We start from the raw sequence: 19,002 nt of genomic DNA, 5'->3' as shown, positions 1-19,002 counted from the left end.
CAAGGATGATGTATGCAATACGACCCCAGCGAAACCGCGCTGTTTCACCCGGAACAGCAACCTGCACTGCTGAGCAAAGATAAAAAGTGGACCAGTCACGCCACCTGCGCCGAACTGTCACGACTGGCCTACTGGCGCTTTGAACAGGGTGGCCAGCCTTTGGCAGCGCTGGAAAATAGCCTGGCCAATGCGCAGATGGACAAGCTGCAATTTTTTAAAAATGCAGACAGCGGCAGCCAGGCATTTGCCGTCAGCAGTGCCGACGGCAATACCAGTTACCTCAGCTTCAGAGGCACGCAGACCGACGACATCACAGACCAGATCGCCGATATCCGCTTCACCTCTGCCGAGTGGAGGGGCCGTGGCACCGTGCATTCCGGTTTTCTGGCAGCGTTTCAAAGTATAGAAAAAGAACTCGATGCATGGTTCAGACGCTGCGAAGCCAATACCGTCTGGATATGTGGCCACAGCCTGGGCGCAGCACTGGCAACCCTGGCCGCTGCCAAATACCCGGGCACACGGCTGGTCAATTTCGGTTCACCCTGTGTCGGCAATGCCCAATTTGCCGCCAGCTTTACCGGGCGCGAGGTAGCACGCTACGTCAACTGCGCCGATTTGGTCACCAAACTGCCACCAGAATCAGCTTGTTATCAGCACCTGGAAGGCCTGCGCTACATAGACCGCAACGGCGTCATGCCGCCCGGCATGGGCAGCACAGAGATGGAAGCCGACCAGCAAGTCGCCACCACCGCTTACGCGCTGGAACGCGCCAGCACCCCAGGCAATGTGCCGTTTCGCCACCTGGCAGACCATGCCCCGATCAATTATGTGCGGGCATTATTGGGCGAGTTATAGTCCTGTCACGGCAGCGCATAATCAAAGCTGTAATGATGCTGCCCGTTGCTGATATCTATCGCCAGCTTGCCGCTGAGCCCGATCAGTTCATCCGTGCCAGAATCCGGCACCACCTGCACTGTCAGCGACGGCATGCCACGGCTCATGACGCCGGTATGCATCAGCACAAAGCTGCCCTTCTTCCCTTGCAGCGTTCCCGTCACACGCTCCATCGCCACATAACCGGCAGAACCCTTGGTCGCCGTCCCCGCCGCCAGCATCTCCCCCAGGCTATGCGCTTCCAGCTCGCCAACAAAATGTTTATCAAACGTCTGGCGACCCAAAGCCGCCTCCGCAATCTCGCTGGCAGCAGGCTGCGGTGTCATCTTGATGGTAAAAGTTCCGGTGGCTTGGGGCATGGTCATCTCCGTGATATAAAAATAAAAGACGCTCTTTGGCATCTGACAATCCTACATCAAACTATACCGGGTTATCCAGCTAAAACCCTTCCCACCACCGCACAAATCTCATCCACATCCCCCAGCGTCAAGCCCACATGCAAAGGTAGCGTGACGGTTTCGCGGGCGATGCGTTCGGCGTTGGGGAACATGCCTTCGTGGTAACCGAAGCGCTTGGCAACGGTGGTCAGGTGACAGACTTCGTAGGAAAGACCTGTGCCTATGCCGGCATCGTTCAAGGCATGGCGAAAGCTGGCACGGGTGTGACCGAATTGTTCATACGGGATGAGTACGCAAAACATATTCCAGGTTTGGTCGGCTTGCCCGGTCTGCCCATGCGGTGGCAGCACGACGCCCGGCAGTTGGGGGAAGCGTTCAAAATAACGGTCGGCCAGCACCTGGCGCTGCGCCATGAAGTCATCAAACTGGGCCAGTTGGTGCAGGCCAAGCACGGCGGATACATCCGACATGTTGAACTTGCCGCTGGCTTCGACCACATCACGGCTCTGGTCTGGCAATTTGCTGATGCCATGAAAGCGCAGAACATCCACGCGTTGCGCTTCAGCTTCATTGTTGACGACAATGGCCCCGCCTTCTATCGTCGTCATGTTTTTGTTGGGATGAAAACTGAAGATGGCAATATCACCAAATGCCCCCACGGGTTTGCCTTGCCATTTGGAACCCTGCACCAGAGCGGCATCTTCAATCACACGCAACTGGTATTTTTTAGCCAGCGCATACAGAGCATCCATATCCCCCAGCGCACCGGGGAAATGGGTAGGCATGATAGCTTTGGTACGGTGCGTAATCGCCGCCTCTACCTGCGCCAGGTCAATCGCACGCGTGACCAGGTCGCAATCCACAAACACCGGTTTGGCACCAGATTTGACGATCATGTTCATGGCCGAGAAAAAGCTCTGTGCCGAGGTGATGACTTCATCGCCCGCACCGATATCACAAAGCGCCAGCGCGATTTCCATCGCGCCAGTGGCCGATGTCAGCAACCTGGTCGGGCGATTGCCAAAGGTACGCGAAAGCGCCTGTTCCAGCTCGGTGACCTTGGGGCCAGTCGCGATCCAGTTGGAACGCAGCACATCAGCCACGGCCTGTATGCTGGCTTCAGACAATCGCGGCTGGGAGAATTTACGGAAAACGGGTGATGTCATGGCAGAAGGCAGATGTGAAAAATTGAATGTCAATTGTAGCCGAAGAGTTGGTCATGGTGAGATTCGCAGCAACGCATATCCCGTAGGGTGCGCCGCGCGCACCGTTTAAGCAAATGGATGGCGGTGATCGGTGCGCATGGCGCACCCTACGAAGTAACAAGGTCGCGGGTAAATAATATAGCGGGTCTGGCGCAGCAAATTAATGCCAATCACCAACAGGGTTTATTTTCCTGATTGATCACTGACATATCTATCCTCTTCGATGACCAGAGACTTGGCCGCTGCCTGTTTGCGCAGGAACTCTGATACCAGCAACACCGCCAGCAATATGATCTGTGTGCCTGGTCGCCAGGTAGAAAAAGCAGACGCAACGATAATCGCCAGCATCAGCGCCATTTCGGTTCTGCTTCTTTGGATGACGGTGCGGTCGCGCAGAAGGGTCTGGCAATGCGGGCATTTTGCCTTCTGGATTTGCGGACGATACCATTTCGCATTTGACGGCCATATTGCAATATCAGGCTGATCAAAACGACAGGCACAATCCGGGCAACGGTATTTGCCCGTATGTTTGTCTGGCGCTGAAAATTCCGGCTCACAACGCGGGCAAATAGCGTTGGCGCTAGCCAACGGGGCACCGCAGTTTGCACATTGAAATACGCTATTTGTCATACGATTCTAAATTCGATGTTGAAGGATGTGTCCCGATTGCACCCGGAGAATTTTCTGTCAATTCAAAATACTATACGATCACATCACACTTTACAAATTCTGGAAGATAAAAATCACCCACATCCCGTAGGGTGCGCCGCGCGCACCGGGTTTTCATATGCCACAAAAACGGTGCGCATGGCGCACCCTACAAGAATGGGCAGCAGCGTGCAGATCCACAACAGCAAGCTCATGCTACCTGCAAGAAACAATCTTTGGCAAATTGAATTTTCAAGTCTTCTATACTAAGCTGCATGCAAGACTTATTTTATGGGCTGGCGGGCTGGCCCTGGTCTTGAATAGATAAAGCCTTGATTATATAAAGTTGCGGTGCCGTATGTTTTCCTCATCAAGAAGACACCTGATTCAGACAAAAAAAATTCCCAACAAGGAGACGACAATGAACAAGATAGGCTCGCTGGTATTGGCTTTCATGATGGCTTTTTTCTCTAGCACCCTGGCAGTTGCAGCCGAAGACAAGGGCACGGCGGATCAGGCTACGGCGATGGCGAAGAAAGCGGTGGCGCATTTCAAATCGGTAGGGAAGGACAAAGCGCTGACGGATTTTAATGATGCCTCCAACAAGGCATTCCATGACCGTGACTTGTATGTCATCGCCTTTGATATGGAAGGCACCATGCTGGCATCCGCCAACCCCAAGCTGATAGGGAAGCCGATGATGGATTATAAAGATGGTGATGGCAAGCTGCTGACCAGAGAGATGTTGCAGATCGCCAAGACCAAAGGTTCTGGCTGGGTTGAATACAGATGGCCGAACCCTGTCACCAAGGCACTGGATCAAAAAACCACCTATATTGAAAAAGTGGATAATTATTTCCTGGGTGTTGGCATTTACAAGTAAAACGCATTTGCAGGGCTGGGCCAGGCTCCTGTTGCGCGCAGCAGGAGCCTTTGTCTTGGGCAGCGGGCTTTAAACCTTATGCCCTACGGTGCCGGTGGTTCCCACAGCTCGACGCGGTTACCCTCGGGGTCCATCACCCATCCAAATTTTCCATATTCTGACTCATCCACCTTGGCGTCAACGGCACAGCCTTCCTGGCGCAACTGGGCGAGCAAGGCATGCAGGTCATCGACGCGATAATTGATCATGAAAGCCTGGGTACTCGGCGCAAAATAGTTTGAGTCGCTGGGGAATAAGGACCAGACCGTTTTTTCGCTGTCGGTGGTGCCATTGGCGTCCTTGGTCCCGCTGGGCTGAAATACCACCCCGCCCCATTCTTCGAGGTTGAAGCCAAGATGATCGCGATACCATTCACGCAGTTTTTCAGGGTTCTTCGCTTTAAAAAACACGCCACCGACGCCCACAACTCGTTTCATATCACCTCCCAGAAAACCGCTGTCGAAAAAAGAACCGATTGACCTGACCGATCAGCCTCTGCAAATACTACCTGATCAGCTAGCCTCGCGCAAATCAGGCGCGCCGCCTGATCGTCAGCGGCACGCCGCTGGTGCAAGCCACCGCGCAGAGCGGCTTTGCTGACCTGAGCCCTATGACACGCCTGTTCATCCGCCATGTTGGATTGTCACCCGGCGTCTATGCCAGCGCGCTGACCTGAACGCGGCCAGCATGTCAACCCCGCCCCACCCTGCGTAGCTGCCGGGCAATACAGCGCTGACCGACCTGCCGAAATAGTTTCAAAACCTTCCTTGACAATCCATAACCAGTTGGCTATGATTAATTAATGACAACTACCAGTACAAGGAATTGCAATGCATGCCGAGCCAACCGCCGTTCTGAAAGTCTTGTCAGACCCGACCCGGCGCGCCATTTTTGAACGTTTGAGCAAAGGCGGTGAAATGACAGTGCATGCGCTGACTGACCCGTCTGGCGTATCACAACCGGCCATTTCCAAACACCTCAACGCACTGAAACAGGTGGGCCTGGTACAAGGTCGGCGTGACGGGCGCGAGACGTATTACAGCGCCGAACCAAAAGCACTGGCACCACTGATGAACTGGATCAGTTTTTATTCGAGCTTCTGGCAACACAAATTCGACCGTTTGGAAGACCTATTGAAAAGGATGGATCAATAATGCACACCGACAACACTGACAACACAAATAGAACCAATAACACCAGTGACACCCAGACCCTGGTGGTAGAGCGCGAGATGCCGCATGCCCTTGAAAAAATCTGGCGGGCGCTGACTCAGGGTTACCTGATCGAAGAATGGCTGATGAAGAATGACTTCCAGGCGGTCGTCGGTCATCGTTTCAAACTGAGTGCAGACTGGGGCGTGGTGGATTGCCAGGTGCTGGTGGTGGAACCGAACCAGGCGCTGTCCTATGCGTGGGAAGCGATGGGTCTGAAGAGCGTGGTCACCTGGACGCTGACCGCAACCAGTAGCGGCACCCATCTGCGCATGGAACAATCAGGCTTCCGCCCAGATCAGCAACAAGCCTACCAGGGTGCCCAATACGGCTGGCAAAAATTCTTCGCCAACCTCGATCGTGTAGCGGGAGGTTTGTCATGAGCCGCACAGTCATAAGCAAACCTGTCGCTACACGTTACCAGCCGGTGCTGGTGGCCTTGCACTGGCTGGTGGCGCTGTTGATCATCGGCCTGTTGTGCGTGGGCTTTTTCGTGCTGGAGAATATGTCAAACAGCGATCCGAAAAAGCTCGACGTACTGGTGCTGCACATGAGCGGTGGCATGCTGGTGCTTGTGCTGATGCTGGTGCGCGTCATCATCCGTCGCTGGAGCGCCCGCCCGGCAGCAGCGACCACCGGTTCATCGCTGCTGGACAGGCTGGCCTCGCTGGCCCACTTTGGTTTATATGCGATCGTATTCCTGATGATCATCAGTGGCTATATCACAGGCTGGCTAATCAGCAGTGCCTTCTTGCCGAACGGGCCGCCGCTGCCCAGATTCGCGGCGTTGCCGTCATTCCAGGTGCACGCGGTGCTTGCCGTCTTGCTGGTGCTGTTGATTGCTGCCCATATTGCGGGTGCGCTCTACCATCAGTTGGTGCTGAAAGACGGCCTGCTGCACCGCATGTGGTTTGGCAAGCGCATCATCACTTCTGCAGAAAAATAGTATTCCACCGTCCCAGGATAACATCATGAAAAAAGCAGACACGCAGCAAGAGCAGCCAGCATCAAATCAATCCGCATCTGAACTGATCTCGGAAAAAATCGCCAGCCTGGGTGACTGGCGCGGCGAAACGCTGGGCAAGATGCGCCAGCTCATCCAGAAAGCAGACCCGGATGTGGTCGAAGAATTAAAGTGGATGGGCACGCCGGTGTGGTCGCATGACGGCATCATCTGTACCGGCGAATCCTACAAGAGTGTGGTGAAGCTGACCTTTGCCAAGGGCGCGGCGCTGCCGGATCCGGCCCGTCTCTTCAATTCCAGCCTGGACGGCAACGTGCGCCGCGCCATCGACATCCACGCAGGTGAAGCAGTGGACGAAGCTGCCTTCAAGGCACTGATCCACGCAGCGATTGCCCTGAACAGCGCTACCAAGATAAAACCGGCAAAAAAAGCCAGGGCCTGAACCCCAGCACTTCGCCTGCAATTTTATTCAAGGCCCGTCAGCCACAAATTGCCAGGCTGATGCCTTGCCATAAAGTGATGCGCGCGGCGCACCCACCAGTTTTTGCGACGGGTCGGCAAACACCTTCGTAGGGTGCACCACGCGCACCGTCGTGGATATCCCCAATAGCCCAAAGATGTAGGCCCACGTCATAATTTCATACACGGCGTTACTTCACGCCGATTAAAATCCGTTTATTATTGGAAGCAATCGTCAATCCCCTCAAAAGGCCACCCCATGTCCAAGTCCCATAAGCCCCATAAGCCCCGCACAAGCCTCCTCACCATGACCCTGCTGGCCGCCCTGGGCCTGCACACCGCAGCCAAGGCAGATGACTTGTCGCCGACAGAGCAAAAGATCGTCGCTGCCGTGCAGGCAAGGTCTGACGCCGCCCTGCAATTGCTGGAACGCAGTGTCAACATCAATAGCGGCACACTCAACCATGAAGGCGTGCGGGCCGTCGGCAAGTTGTACCGGGCCGAACTGGATGGCCTGGGTTTTAAAACCAGCTGGTCAGACATGCCAGCGGCCATGAACCGCGCCGGGCATTTGCTGGCAGAACGGGAAGGCACGCAGGGCAAGCGGGTGCTGCTGATAGGCCACCTGGATACCGTCTTTGAAAAAGACAGCCCGGTGCAATTGTGGGACAGGCGTGGCGACAAGGTGCGCGGCCAGGGCGTGAACGACATGAAAGGTGGCGACGTCATCATCATCGAAGCCCTGCGTGCGCTGCATGCCATCGGCGCGCTGGACAATACCCGCATCCAGGTGATTTTTAGTGGTGATGAAGAAAGCGCAGGTCACCCCATCGCCACTTCACGTGCCGATTTGATCAATGCCGCCAAGCGTAGCGACCTGGCACTGGCCTTTGAAGGCACGTCTCTTGATAGCCAGGGCAATGCCACCGGCACCATAGGCCGGCGCGCTTCGGGCGGCTTTGTGCTGGATGTCAAAGCCAAACAAGGCCATTCTGCCGCCGTATTTGGCCATAACGGCTACGGTGCGATTTATGAAGCCGCACGCATCCTCAACAGCTTTCGTGAACAATTGATAGAACCTGACCTGACCTTCAACCCCGGCAACATCGTAGGTGGCACAGAAATCAGCTATGACAACCAGGGCAGCAAAGGCACCGCCTTTGGCAAGACCAATGTCATCGCACCGACGGCACAGGTGCATGGTGACCTGCGCTACCTGACCGCCGAACAGGGCAAGCGCGCGGCAGACCGCATGCGCGACATCGTCGCCAAGAACCTGCCCGGCACCACCGCCAGCATCAGCTTTTATGAAAACTACCCACCCATGTCCCCCACCATCGGCAACCTGGCCCTGCTGGAAATCTATTCCAAAGCCAGCAAAGACGCCGGGCTGGGTGCCATAGCCCCCTTCCCACCGGGTTTGCGTGGCGCTGGCGACATCCAGTTCGTCGCCCCTTTTGTGGATAGCCTGGATGGCCTAGGTGCCACTGGCAACGGTGCCCATTCGCCCGATGAAGACCTGGACATCAAATCCATACAACGCGCTACCATCAGGACGGCGATTTATTTGTACAGGTTGACGCGCTGACCTGCCACATTCAGGAATGATGCAAAGTCATTCCTGCAAGACCATCGCTTTTGATTGCCTGGCCTCTCAGATCAGAGGCCAGCATACCTCTCGCACTTTTCTTATACCTTCCCCTCTGGATGCTGTCCTCCTCAATTCGGAGGCCATTGCACCAGTCAATATCAACAACTCAAACAATAGTTTGTTGTCGTTACCTCTCGAATCAGAGGCTAGTACACCTGTCAATAACATATCAACCAAAGAATAAGAGTTGTCGTCACCTCTCAAATCAGAGGCTAGTACATCCAAAATCCCGAAATATCGAAAGCAAATCGAGTTGTCGGCACCCCTCGAATCAGAGGCTAGTACACCGAGTTCCTTGTTACCTGTTATCGCTATGTGGCTGTCGTCACCTCTCGAATCAGAGGCTAGTACACCAACAATGCGGGAAGGTCAACCAGGGCACGAGTTGTCGTCACCCCTCGAATCAGAGGCTAGTACACCAATGGCAAAAAACTGGCGAGAAGCTGAGAAGTTGTCGTCACCCCTCGAATCAGAGGCTAGTACACCAATTTCGGGCATAGCAAGATCGGTAATCTGGTTGTCGTCACCTCTCGAATCAGAGGCTAGTACACCAACACCGTTAAAGACCGCCTTTTGAGCGTAGTTGTCGTCACCTCTCCAATCAGAGGCTAGTACATCCGTTCCCTCAATAACTTATTGATTTGGCAAAAAAAATTCACCCAGTTCACATCTGCATTTCTATTGCAGTTCTTCACATCTACCCTGTCTGCATGGCTTTTTTTATCTGATCTAGTTGCGGTTCACCCAATTGTTTGGCATCCAGCCATGCTTGCTTGTAAGCTGCATCCGAATACAAGTCTTTCAGAAATTTATGTTGCGGCAAGCCATCATGCAAGGCCATGTTCCGCAAGTGAATCAGTGCCTGACGTTGCTGGTCATTCCACCCCACTACTTGGCTCATGATGGTTTTGAAGGGCACATAACCATCCCTTTTGACCTGCACAATAAGCTCACTATTTTTCCTAGCTTCTAATCGCTCTAACACAGATTTTTCTAGCGTCAACACTTGCTCTATCACCCCTTTTGAGCGTGTTTGATAAGTGTTCATCATTTGCTGCAATTCCCCTGAATCTACCGTGACACCGTCCTTGAAATGCCAGCATAAAGCGCGTTCGAGTTTTGTTGCAGACCAGGCAAACCAGTGGCGGGTAGATTGCAAGGAATTGGATAGCTTAAACGTAACACTTACTTCCTGGCCTTGATGATTGGGGCCCTTTTTCTCCAATAGCACTGCTTGGCTATAGTAATCTGCAATACTGCCTGTACCAAGTTGAATCTGTGCCTGTTTTGCCAGTTGTTCCACCATGAGCAGGCAGAGTTTGTCGTGGGTATGCCAGTCATTCAAGTTTTTTACACATTCTTTCCATAGCTTTTTCTCGCCAGGGGCGAGGCAATCCAGTCGCCCTGCTCTCTGCAATTTTGCCTGTACTTGCGGCATGACGAGGCCAGGCTGATAAAACTCTGCCCTCAGCGTGCGACTACCTGCATGGCCGCGTATTTGTTGTGCCAGTCCAGGATACCGGTTTTCTTGCCCCTGCTTGTTGATGGCAATTTGCATTTCCCAAGCCAGACCAAGGGCTTGTTGACAAATGCTGGCTGGAAGCACGCTATAGCGCAGGGCATCATGGCGGGCTTTGGCATAGCCAAATTGGGGGGAAGCCTTTTCTTGCTCACCCTTTTGTTCAGGCATTGGCGCAGCGTCGCCGGTATGGCGCTCATCCATAAGACTCACTTGCAGGCAAAAAGCGATTTGTTTTAGTTCTGTCTCATTGCAATCCGCCGTACCTATGCGTTTTTGCACACGCAGCAGGTCTTGAATTTCATCCTGCAATACGCGCTTGAAAAGCTTGTCTAACCCAGGAATATTCTTGACCGGGCGCTCGTTACCTGAGCGATCCCTGGCCTTACCTTCGACCAAGCAATGTACCCAGATGGGGTGGGTTTTCGCTTTATCTGTCGTATTCACCAGATTGGGTGTGTAGGTGTGGTGCAAGTGCTGCCAAAATTTCGCTTTGTCTGTATACACTCGATCATGTTTAAGTTCGGCGTCTATACTTTCCGCTTTGATACTTTCAATTTCGCCATAGCCATCAGCCCCTTTATAGCTGAGGAGTAGTTGTTGCAAGTGACTGTATTCACGTTGCGTAACTTTACTGCGCCCTTCGGCATTCAAATGGCGAATGAACATATGAAGCAATTCGTGGATTTTTTCATGCTTGGGCAAATCACTTTCACTGCGGTCTTCTTTACGACCGTGCTGATCACGTTTGGGCAAGACACATAATTGATCCATGTGCTGCAAGCGTTGCAGACGGGCAGCTACACTGTTTTGCAAACGTGTCTTTAGGTCTGGCCCTGTACCCTTAATTTTCCACTGGATTTGTCTAGGGTAGTGCTTCGCCTTCAAATCAGATTGGTTTTGTAAAATATCGCTCCATGAAGCTTCGCTTGTATGCGTTAAGCTTAAGCTACTTTGATACTGTTCCAGCCATTTATAAGCATATGCTGTGATTTTTTTTGCATCGTCCACCTTGCTTAGGGCGAAGAACACCAGATTGCAAAAATCTCTTTCGCGCATGACGCCCACTACAGCTTTGCCGTTCAGTGTCAGTTGAAAACGCAGATTAGGGTCACGCAGGTCGTACACAAAACGCTGCGACTGATCAGTGTTTTTGTTACGGCCGTACTGTGTTTGCATGCCCGTTTTACTACGTTCTGCATGGCCATGTTTGCTAGGGATTTCGTCCCCTGGGCGCAAGTCGCTTTCCCAAAATGCATCTTCTTCATCAGCGCCATCATGATTGACGTGTTGATGATGGCCTGCAAATGACCATTCTGGCAGTAGCTTCAGTTTGTCCAGTGTCTGCAAGGCATATACCATGTGCTTGCTGCTACGCCGGAATTGCGGCGTCGCGTCGTTGTCGCTGTTACTGTTGTCGGCAATTTTTTTCTTGAGCAAGACATCCCATTCCAGCTTTGCCTTTTGTCCAACTGCCGATTCCAGCGGCGGTAAATTCAGGTACCCGACAATCTCTCGCAACAAGGCGCTATGCTGGTCTAGCTGTGTCTCGGAATATCCGTCGCGGCGTGCATAGAACAGGTAAAGTTGATTCTCACGCCGCTTTAATGCGCGTGGTTGTTGCCTTGTCTTAATGCGCAGACGCAAGCCCTGCTGCAGTCTCTGCACTTGGCTGCGGGTGTTAAATAAACTAAAAATGAAAGCCGGACCAAATGTCTCATTGAGGGAAAACAGGTTTTTTTCTGCGTCAGACGGATCTGCTTTACGTTCTACCAAAGAGAACCATTGCGGCAAGCTCAAGCGACTGCCAGCTTGCGCATACAAAAATTCCAGAAATGTCGTGAATTGCGGTTTACCTGTCAATCGTAAAGCATTTACTTTTTTTTCTTCGACTGGTATCCAATGGCTATACAGATTGCGCAAATTCTGACAAAGCATCATCAGTTCAAACATCAGTAATTTACGTTCAGCACTGGAATAATAAGGCCGCCTGGCTTCTGACAATGGGCGCATGAGCCTTGCCCAAAGTCTCTCGAAACCTTTTTCGTGAGTATTGAACGTGGTCAGTTGACCTTGCAATTCGGCTTTTTTCTTTTCATCCGGCGCCTGCTTATTTTCCGCGCACTGACGTTGATAGGTAACCAGGGTCAACAGCCCGCTCACCTCTTCCCCAAGTGACTTCAGCACATCAGGCACATGATCCGTTCGCTTACAATCTAGAAAATGCATGATCTGCGAATACGCCAGGTTGGAAGCAATCGCATAACTGGCTTGTATGGAAATCGTTTCATCTATACGTTGCTCGACAGCGCCGCTTTTTTTAAGCGCCTGTGCCATGACAGAGTTTTGTGGCCCGGCATTACGGTGCTGATAACCTTGATGCTGTCCATTTTTAGGCTGCATTGTTTTCCTCCTGGCACTGTTTTATTTTTTCCAAAATCGTCTTCCTCGCATCTTCTGAGCGGTGCAAGACTTGGGTCGTGACATCGCCACCGACATTGGCACTTTGCGCCTCTTCACAGAGTTTGTTGTAGTCTTGTGTCAGTTTTTGCAGTTCAACCCAAGCCTCTGCTAACGTCAAGATGCCATCGTGCAGGCGACCAGCGATCTGGCGGGCACTGCGGGCAATTTGTGCAAATTTGGTTCCTTGGGTTTTTAGTTGCTGCAAGTTTTCGTCTGGCTTAAATTTGAGCATCAGCGCTGCCAAAAGAGCAGCTATCAGCGAAAGGCCAGCAATGGCCCAGTCATGCACAGCAGGAGCCCACACATTTTTGAACAACGCCAAGGCTGACGATGCGACAAGGGTATTAATGATCACGACAAGCATGTTTGCTGTCTGCCACGAACGCAAATTGCTTCTGCCCGCCTGCCAGTGGCGCTGGGCCTGAAATTGGAAACTGTCGTGCTCCAGCAATTCAATTTCCAACAAAATGCGACGGTAGTTATGTGCAGGTGTTACTACAGTCGGTATCGTTTGAGCCTGTGAGCCTTCCATGTCTTTCCTTTCATATTTAGCAACAATTCTATACTACATGAATTGAGCAAAGTAGTTATGTAAAAGTTAATCAGACATAAGCGGATTAACTAATTCCCTTCGGCAATCATCTTGTCGATTTTTTCAACATACTGGGGCTACCTGCCGCCCCGGCTGGTACCGATCTCCTACAATGCGGGTTGGATATGACCTCTTACTGGACGACCCGCCATGCATGCACCTGCCAGACTGCGCCGCTTATTTTTCACCAGATTGTCCACTGCATTTTCCACTGCATTTTCCACCGCATTTTCCACAATACTGGTCGCCTTGCCTTTGCTGGTAGCCGGAGTAACGCAAGCGCAGGCACAGACCAATGCCAATGATGGCTGGATCAGCAGCGTTGCCCTGCCTGGCTCGGTTGTCATATCCGACGCCCGCAAGCCCACACAGATCGTGCTGGGTGATGGCGATGCCAAAGTCGTAGAACTGGCGGCGCGTGACCTGGCTACTGACCTGGAGCGTGTCACCGGGCGGCGTGCGCATATTGGCTCGCCCCCTGCCATCAAATCCACGTCGTTGATCCTGGTTGGCACATTGGGCAAATCCCCCTTGCTGGATCAACTGGTAGCGGCTGGCAAGCTGGATATTGGCAGCCTGCGTGGCGCGTGGGAAAGTTTTATTATCGCCAGCGTCACCGCACCCACGCAGGGTGTGGATAGTGCCGTGGTCATTGTCGGCAGTGATGCGCGTGGTACGGCCTTTGGCATTTATGAATTGTCGCAAGCCATCGGTGTGTCGCCGTGGCACTGGTGGGCCGACGTGGCACCGGACAAGAAAGCTGCCCTGTACATGGCGGCGGGCACGCGGCGCTTTGGGCCGCCTTCGGTCAAGTACCGCGGCATCTTCATCAATGATGAAGACTGGGGCCTGCATGTGTGGGCAGCCAATAACTTTGAGCCAGAACACAAGGGTATAGGCCCCAAGACCTATGCCAAAGTGTTTGAACTGTTGCTGCGGCTGAAGGCGAATACCCTGTGGCCTGCCATGCATGCCGTCAGCCCGCCTTTCAACCAGTTGGCCGCCAATGCTGCGCTGGCGAATGATTACGGCATCGTTATGGGGTCATCGCATGCCGAACCCATGCTGCGCAATAATGTCGGCGAATGGAAGGCTGCCCCAGAAAGCTATAACTATGTCAGCAACGCTGATGGCGTGCGTGCCTATTGGGAAGAACGCCTGCGCAGCAATGGCCGCTATGCAAACATCTATACCCTGGGCATGCGTGGCATCCATGATTCCAAAATGCAGGGACCAAAGACAGATGCAGAACGCCGGCAGGTGCTGGAAACCATTTTCAGCGACCAGCGCCGTCTGTTGAACAAGTATGTGAACGCCGATGTCAATCAGGTGCCGCAGGTATTTTGTGCGTACAAAGAAGTGCTGCCGCTGTACCGCCAGGGCTTGCAGGTGCCGGACGACGTCACCATCATCTGGCCGGATGACAATTTTGGTTACGTGCGCAGCTTTGCCACTGCCGAAGAAAGCAAGCGCGCTGGTGGCTTTGGCGTGTATTACCACCTGTCTTACCTGGGCGCGCCCCTGTCTTACCTGTGGCTGGGCAGCACGCCCCCCGCCCTGATCTGGGAAGAAATGAGCAAGTCTTATGATAACGGTGCCCGCAACATATGGATAGCCAATGTCGGCGACCTGAAGCCGGCAGAAATCGGCACAGAATTCTTTTTACAAATGGCCTGGGACATGCAGCGCTGGCCGCTGGCGCAACTGCCTACCTATCTGCAACAATGGGCTGCGCGTGAATTTGGCACGGTACAGGCAAGCGAGATTGCCGCCATCATGGGCGAGTATTACCAATTGAATTACCAGCGCAAGCCAGAACACCTGCAATGGTGGCTGCCCAAAGAAAGCCCGCGCCCCAGTGCGCTCAGCCCTGCCGAAATCACACAAAGGCTGGCAGCATTCGCGCAATTGCAAAGCCGCGTCGACAAAGTTGGCAAGCATTTGCGCGCAGATCAGCAGGATGCATTTTTTGAACTGGTGGCTTACCCGGTACAGGCATCGGCCCTGGCAAATCAGCGCTATTTTGAAACCGAACGCGGCAACCGCGCTGCGGCCATCAACGCCGACCAGGAACTGCAAGCCATCAACGCCCACTGGAACGGCCCACTGGCAGGCGGCAAATGGCGCGGCATCATGGCCGCAGAACCGGCAGATGATCAATGGAAATCCATGCGCATCAGCAAGTGGCAGCCACCCGCGCCGGATGCGGCAACAGTTGCAACTGCATCGGTATCTACATCTGCATCGACAACATCATCAGTCGTCGCCATGGAAGCAGAACAATTCCAGCATCAGCGTGCCGATGGCACTATGCGCTGGCAACTGATACCCGGCCTGGGCCGCACTGGTGCTGGCGCTATGGCCTTGTTCCCCACCACTGCCGCTGCCATACCGCTGGCGCAGGCAGCCAGCACGGCACCGCGCCTGGATTATGAATTTACGCTGAACGGTACAGACGGTGCAGGCAGCTACCAGTTTTCAGCCTACCTCATCCCCACCCAACCCCTGAGCGGCACGGTACTGGAACTGGCCATCGCCATTGATGATGGCGCACCACAGTTGGTACAACTGGATGTCAAGGATGGCAGCACCGACTGGGCGCAAGGGGTATTGAATGCCACCCGCATTGCCAACGCACCGGTGGGCACGCTGGCGGCAGGCAAACATCAGTTGCATGTGTATGGCATACGCCCGGGTATCGTGGTGGACAAGATTGTGCTGCATCAGGGCAAGCTGCCATCTGGCTATCTGGGGCCGGACGTGGTGACGGTCAGTAAGTCTGTCGGTAAGCTTGACCGTAAGCCTGTCAATCAGCCGTAGTTCGCCATCAGCTGGCAAGTCTGGTATTGCGCGTACCCGGGCGCGGCGTATGACCATTACGTGCAGCCCGTTTGGCAGCGGCTGCGCTGATGGGCACGACAGGCGCGCTATGATACGCATCCAGTTTAAACACGCTCACCAGTTCGACCAATTGCAAGGCCTGATCTTCCAGTGAACTGGCAGCGGCGGCCGCTTCTTCCACCAATGCTGCATTTTGTTGCGTCACATTATCCATTTCAGACACTGCCTGGTTGATTTGCTGGATGCCGTTTTCCTGTTCAGTGCCGGCGGCGGTAATTTCTGCCATCAGATCAGTCACGCGTTTGATACTGGTGACGACTTCGTCCATGGTGCCTCCGGCCTGGTTGACCAGTATGCTGCCCGCATTCACTTTTTCTACCGTGTCATTGATCAGCGCCTTGATTTCATTGGCTGCACCGGCTGCTCTTTGCGCCAGGTTGCGTACTTCTGAAGCGACTACTGCAAAACCACGCCCTTGTTCACCGGCCCGGGCTGCCTCTACTGCGGCATTCAATGCCAGGATATTGGTCTGGAAGGCAATGCCGTCAATCACGCTGATAATGTCGACGATTTTTTTCGATGATTCATGAATCTGCCCCATCGTCTGCACCACCTGCGTCACCACACGCCCACTCTGCTGCGCCACTGCAGATGCAGATACGGCCAATTGATTCGCTTGTCGTGCATTGTCACCGTTATGCTGTACGGTAGACGTCAGTTCTTCCATCGACGATGCCGTTTCTTCCAGTGAACTGGCCTGTTGCTCGGTGCGCGAAGACAAATCCATGTTACCTGCGGCAATCTGGCTTGATGCGGTGGCAATGGTGTCGGTAGACTGACGTATATTGGATACCGTGTTCGCCAGTGTATTCTTCATGCCACTCATGGCAGATAGCAAGCTACTGTCATCATTGGCGTTGAGCCTGACTTCCATTGCCAGATCACCCCCGGCAATCTGACGCACTACATCAGCGGCATAGGCCGGCTCACCACCCAGTTGACGATAAATATTACGGATCAACAGCATACCCGCAGTCAAAGCAATGCCGGTACCCAGCACGACAGACAAGATGACGATAATTCTGATGACAGCGTAGCTGGCGCTGGCACTTTCATATTCAAACTTGGCAACATCTACCTGCAATTTGCGCAAAGCAGAAATTGTCTGGTTGATTTCATCTTTGTCTTTATCTGCTGCCTGGGCCAGCTCTTTCACCTGGTCGGCATTGCCATCACGCAAGGCCTTGATGACGGGTTCAATAAAATTTTTGTCGTAGGCAGTGCGGTCCCTGGCGAATTGGTCAGCCAGGATTTTTTCTTGCGGCGTCATATAAGTGGCTACATACTGAGCCCAGATTTTATCGATAGTGACGTTATCAGCGACGATGCTGTCCGCACCTTTCTTCATGTTCTCAGGGCTGGGATTGGCAAGTGCCTGCAACACCAGATAACGATTGCGCAATAACTGGCGATCTATGTCGGATACTTGCTCAAGTGCGATAGTGCGGTCTTCGTAGACTGTCTTCAAGCTGTTGTTGGATGCATTTATTCCATACAGGCCAATAACACCGATGCTGATAATCAGCATGACCATCAAGCCGAAAATGGCCAGCATTTTTGCTTTTAATGTGGTTTTCATTTTGCCTCCTTAAGGCAGAGCAACTTTTGACACTTTGCGGAAACACCTGAGGCATTTATTCGTACAAACACAGTGGCCCTATTTTCAGTGTAGGGATAAGTGAGGCGACGGGTTTGACGTACAACAAGAAATCTACTGCGCATTTTTTAGGCAATTCATAGTATCCCAGTAAATCAACCATTTCCCAAAGGAAACACTTGATTTATCAATCCTTGACGAATTACAGTCTGATTTAACATTTGCCGGGCTTAGAACCTGTTTACGATCTGTAGCGAGCGAGTGTCAGCGGGGTGAAGAGCAGCGCAAAAAGCGGAATGTACTTAAGTACATGAGCATTTTGAGCAGCGCATGAGCCCCGATCACGCTCGCGCAGTAAGATCGCAAACAGGTTCTTATAAAATTTGGTTGGCGCTGCACATAAGATCACGCCACAAGAGCTGCGCCACAGCCAAAACCCGGGGGTAAATACAGCTTGTGACAAGATACAGGCAGGATTTTCCGGTCAAAACCTGGTGGTTTCATTTTGATATCTTAAATTATTTTAAAAAATAACTTGCTATTAGATAGTGCACTATATATTATGCGAAGCATGAAAACGACCAACACCAAATCCCTGTCCGTACCGCAGCTCGGTGATCAGTTGTGCTTTGCCTTGTATTCCACCTCACTGGCAATGAACAAGCTGTATCGCAAGCTGTTGAAAGGCATGGGCATCACCTATTCGCAATACCTGGTGCTGATGGTGTTGTGGGAACAGGATGAGCAAACCGTAAATGACATCGGGGCCCGCCTGATACTGGATTCGGCCACCCTGACGCCCTTGCTAAAACGCATGGAAGCGCAGGAACTGATTACCAGGGTCAGGGCCGCCAGCGATGAAAGACAGGTCATCATCTCGTTGACCAAAGCAGGCAATGACATGCGCAAGGCGGCAGCGGCCCTGCCGGTGTCAGTGATGTGTGCGACAGAATGTTCGTCAGATCAGATCAAGGGTTTGAAGGAAGAAATCCTGGCCTTGCGTGCAGCGATTTTGAAGAATGCCTGATGGGTAGCAGATGTGGTAGGTACGATTAGCGAAGCGTAATCATACGTATGTGAGTCACGGCTTGCTATCTTTAACTGCTGATTTGAAATGTCTTCGCCATTTTAGGGCACGACATACGTGCGATTACGCTACGCTAATCGCACCTACGCAGGCTGGATGCAGTAGGTACGATTAGCGAAGCGTAATCGTACGCACGTGAGTCATGGCTTGCCATCTTTAACTGCTGATTTGAAATGTGTTCGCCATTTTAGGGCACGACATACGTGCGATTACGCTGCGCTAATCTCACCTACGCAGGCTGGATGCAGTAGGTACGATTAGAGAAGTGTAATCGTACGTATGTGAGTCACGGTTTGCTATCTTAACTGCTGATTTGAAATGTCTTCGTCATTTTCAGGCACAACATACGTGCGATTACGCTGCGCTTGTATGGTTATAAGTGACGATTTCTGAGAAACTAGAAAGCGTCGGGGTGGAGGGACAACGCTGCGCATCTGCAGTTTCAGCTGACAGACCCGATTAGAACTCTCCCACCCCACCTCTTCAACGTC

General features: G+C 52.8%; 17 protein-coding genes and 1 pseudogene. 10 read left to right on the top strand and 8 right to left on the bottom strand.

All coding sequences use genetic code 11. From position 1 onward, the window contains the following. The first annotated feature begins 12 nt into the window (after positions 1 to 12). On the top strand, positions 13 to 855 hold the full coding sequence (locus ACO0LM_RS27380; protein WP_423041910.1) for a lipase family protein: 843 nt from the start codon (positions 13 to 15) through the stop codon (positions 853 to 855). A 5-nt stretch (positions 856 to 860) separates the two neighbouring features. Here the strand turns inward: ACO0LM_RS27380 and ACO0LM_RS27375 are convergent, their stop codons facing one another. The 3 genes from ACO0LM_RS27375 to ACO0LM_RS27365 all read right to left on the bottom strand — a co-directional run bounded on the left by ACO0LM_RS27375 (position 861) and on the right by ACO0LM_RS27365 (position 3,127). Next, complete coding sequence (locus ACO0LM_RS27375; protein ID WP_423041908.1) at positions 861 to 1,253, bottom strand: DUF3224 domain-containing protein; 393 nt, start codon at positions 1,251 to 1,253, stop codon at positions 861 to 863. Between the two features lie 71 nt (positions 1,254 to 1,324). Next, positions 1,325 to 2,458: a DegT/DnrJ/EryC1/StrS family aminotransferase gene (locus ACO0LM_RS27370; RefSeq protein WP_423041906.1), complete on the bottom strand. Its 1,134-nt coding sequence runs from the start codon at positions 2,456 to 2,458 to the stop codon at positions 1,325 to 1,327. A gap of 222 nt (positions 2,459 to 2,680) precedes the next feature. Beyond that, positions 2,681 to 3,127 (bottom strand): hypothetical protein, encoded by a 447-nt coding sequence (locus ACO0LM_RS27365; RefSeq protein ID WP_423041904.1) that lies wholly within the window; start codon positions 3,125 to 3,127, stop codon positions 2,681 to 2,683. 439 nt (positions 3,128 to 3,566) lie between these two features. On the opposite strand from ACO0LM_RS27365, the gene ACO0LM_RS27360 reads away from it, so the two are divergent. Continuing rightward, on the top strand, positions 3,567 to 4,028 hold the full coding sequence (locus ACO0LM_RS27360) for a cache domain-containing protein (protein WP_423041902.1): 462 nt from the start codon (positions 3,567 to 3,569) through the stop codon (positions 4,026 to 4,028). 83 nt (positions 4,029 to 4,111) lie between these two features. Here ACO0LM_RS27360 and ACO0LM_RS27355 read toward each other — a convergent pair whose 3' ends face one another. Beyond that, positions 4,112 to 4,504 carry a VOC family protein gene (locus tag ACO0LM_RS27355; RefSeq protein ID WP_423041900.1) on the bottom strand — a complete coding sequence of 131 codons (393 nt, stop codon included), beginning with the start codon at positions 4,502 to 4,504 and terminating at the stop codon, positions 4,112 to 4,114. Between the two features lie 98 nt (positions 4,505 to 4,602). On the opposite strand from ACO0LM_RS27355, the pseudogene ACO0LM_RS27350 reads away from it, so the two are divergent. From ACO0LM_RS27350 to ACO0LM_RS27330, 5 genes and pseudogenes are all read left to right on the top strand, one after another. Then, positions 4,603 to 4,743: pseudogene (locus tag ACO0LM_RS27350) on the top strand (AraC family transcriptional regulator); the annotation flags it as partial. 154 nt (positions 4,744 to 4,897) lie between these two features. Then, complete coding sequence (locus tag ACO0LM_RS27345) at positions 4,898 to 5,221, top strand: ArsR/SmtB family transcription factor (protein ID WP_423041898.1); 324 nt, start codon at positions 4,898 to 4,900, stop codon at positions 5,219 to 5,221. After that, a complete protein-coding gene (locus tag ACO0LM_RS27340; protein WP_423041896.1) occupies positions 5,221 to 5,661 on the top strand; it encodes an SRPBCC family protein in 441 nt (146 codons plus the stop codon). Before ACO0LM_RS27345 ends, ACO0LM_RS27340 begins: the two co-directional genes overlap by 1 nt. Next, entirely contained in the window at positions 5,658 to 6,224 is a 567-nt protein-coding gene (locus ACO0LM_RS27335; protein WP_423041894.1) for a cytochrome b, read from the top strand. Before ACO0LM_RS27340 ends, ACO0LM_RS27335 begins: the two co-directional genes overlap by 4 nt. A 25-nt stretch (positions 6,225 to 6,249) precedes the next feature. After that, positions 6,250 to 6,684 (top strand): DUF1801 domain-containing protein, encoded by a 435-nt coding sequence (locus ACO0LM_RS27330; RefSeq protein WP_423041892.1) that lies wholly within the window; start codon positions 6,250 to 6,252, stop codon positions 6,682 to 6,684. A 27-nt stretch (positions 6,685 to 6,711) separates the two neighbouring features. Here ACO0LM_RS27330 and ACO0LM_RS27325 read toward each other — a convergent pair whose 3' ends face one another. Beyond that, a complete protein-coding gene (locus ACO0LM_RS27325) occupies positions 6,712 to 6,876 on the bottom strand; it encodes a hypothetical protein (protein WP_423041890.1) in 165 nt (54 codons plus the stop codon). Between the two features lie 84 nt (positions 6,877 to 6,960). Between ACO0LM_RS27325 and ACO0LM_RS27320 the strand changes: the two genes are divergently transcribed. Beyond that, entirely contained in the window at positions 6,961 to 8,289 is a 1,329-nt protein-coding gene (locus tag ACO0LM_RS27320; protein WP_423041888.1) for a M20/M25/M40 family metallo-hydrolase, read from the top strand. 760 nt (positions 8,290 to 9,049) lie between these two features. Here the strand turns inward: ACO0LM_RS27320 and ACO0LM_RS27315 are convergent. Both ACO0LM_RS27315 and ACO0LM_RS27310 read right to left on the bottom strand, forming a co-directional pair. After that, the gene (locus ACO0LM_RS27315; protein WP_423041886.1) at positions 9,050 to 12,274 is read right to left on the bottom strand and encodes a hypothetical protein; all 3,225 of its coding nucleotides are present in this window, start codon (positions 12,272 to 12,274) and stop codon (positions 9,050 to 9,052) included. After that, positions 12,264 to 12,866 carry an SLATT domain-containing protein gene (locus ACO0LM_RS27310; RefSeq protein WP_423041884.1) on the bottom strand — a complete coding sequence of 201 codons (603 nt, stop codon included), beginning with the start codon at positions 12,864 to 12,866 and terminating at the stop codon, positions 12,264 to 12,266. The genes ACO0LM_RS27315 and ACO0LM_RS27310 overlap by 11 nt, the downstream gene beginning before the upstream one ends. Before the next feature lie 210 nt (positions 12,867 to 13,076). On the opposite strand from ACO0LM_RS27310, the gene ACO0LM_RS27305 reads away from it, so the two are divergent. Next, positions 13,077 to 15,746, top strand: a complete 2,670-nt coding sequence (locus ACO0LM_RS27305) for a glycosyl hydrolase 115 family protein (protein WP_423041882.1) — start codon at positions 13,077 to 13,079, stop codon at positions 15,744 to 15,746. Positions 15,747 to 15,753: 7 nt separating this feature from the next. Here the strand turns inward: ACO0LM_RS27305 and ACO0LM_RS27300 are convergent, their stop codons facing one another. Beyond that, positions 15,754 to 17,406, bottom strand: coding sequence for a methyl-accepting chemotaxis protein (locus ACO0LM_RS27300; protein WP_423041880.1), 1,653 nt, complete (start codon positions 17,404 to 17,406; stop codon positions 15,754 to 15,756). A gap of 589 nt (positions 17,407 to 17,995) precedes the next feature. Between ACO0LM_RS27300 and ACO0LM_RS27295 the strand changes: the two genes are divergently transcribed. Next, on the top strand, positions 17,996 to 18,451 hold the full coding sequence (locus ACO0LM_RS27295; RefSeq protein ID WP_423041878.1) for a MarR family winged helix-turn-helix transcriptional regulator: 456 nt from the start codon (positions 17,996 to 17,998) through the stop codon (positions 18,449 to 18,451). The last annotated feature ends 551 nt before the right edge of the window (positions 18,452 to 19,002 follow it).

The organism is Undibacterium sp. Di26W (assembly GCF_049340265.1).
Taxonomy (GTDB): Bacteria; Pseudomonadota; Gammaproteobacteria; order Burkholderiales; family Burkholderiaceae_D; genus Undibacterium.
Note: the sequence above shows the minus strand (reverse complement) of the source record. Positions and strands in the feature narration are given on the sequence as shown.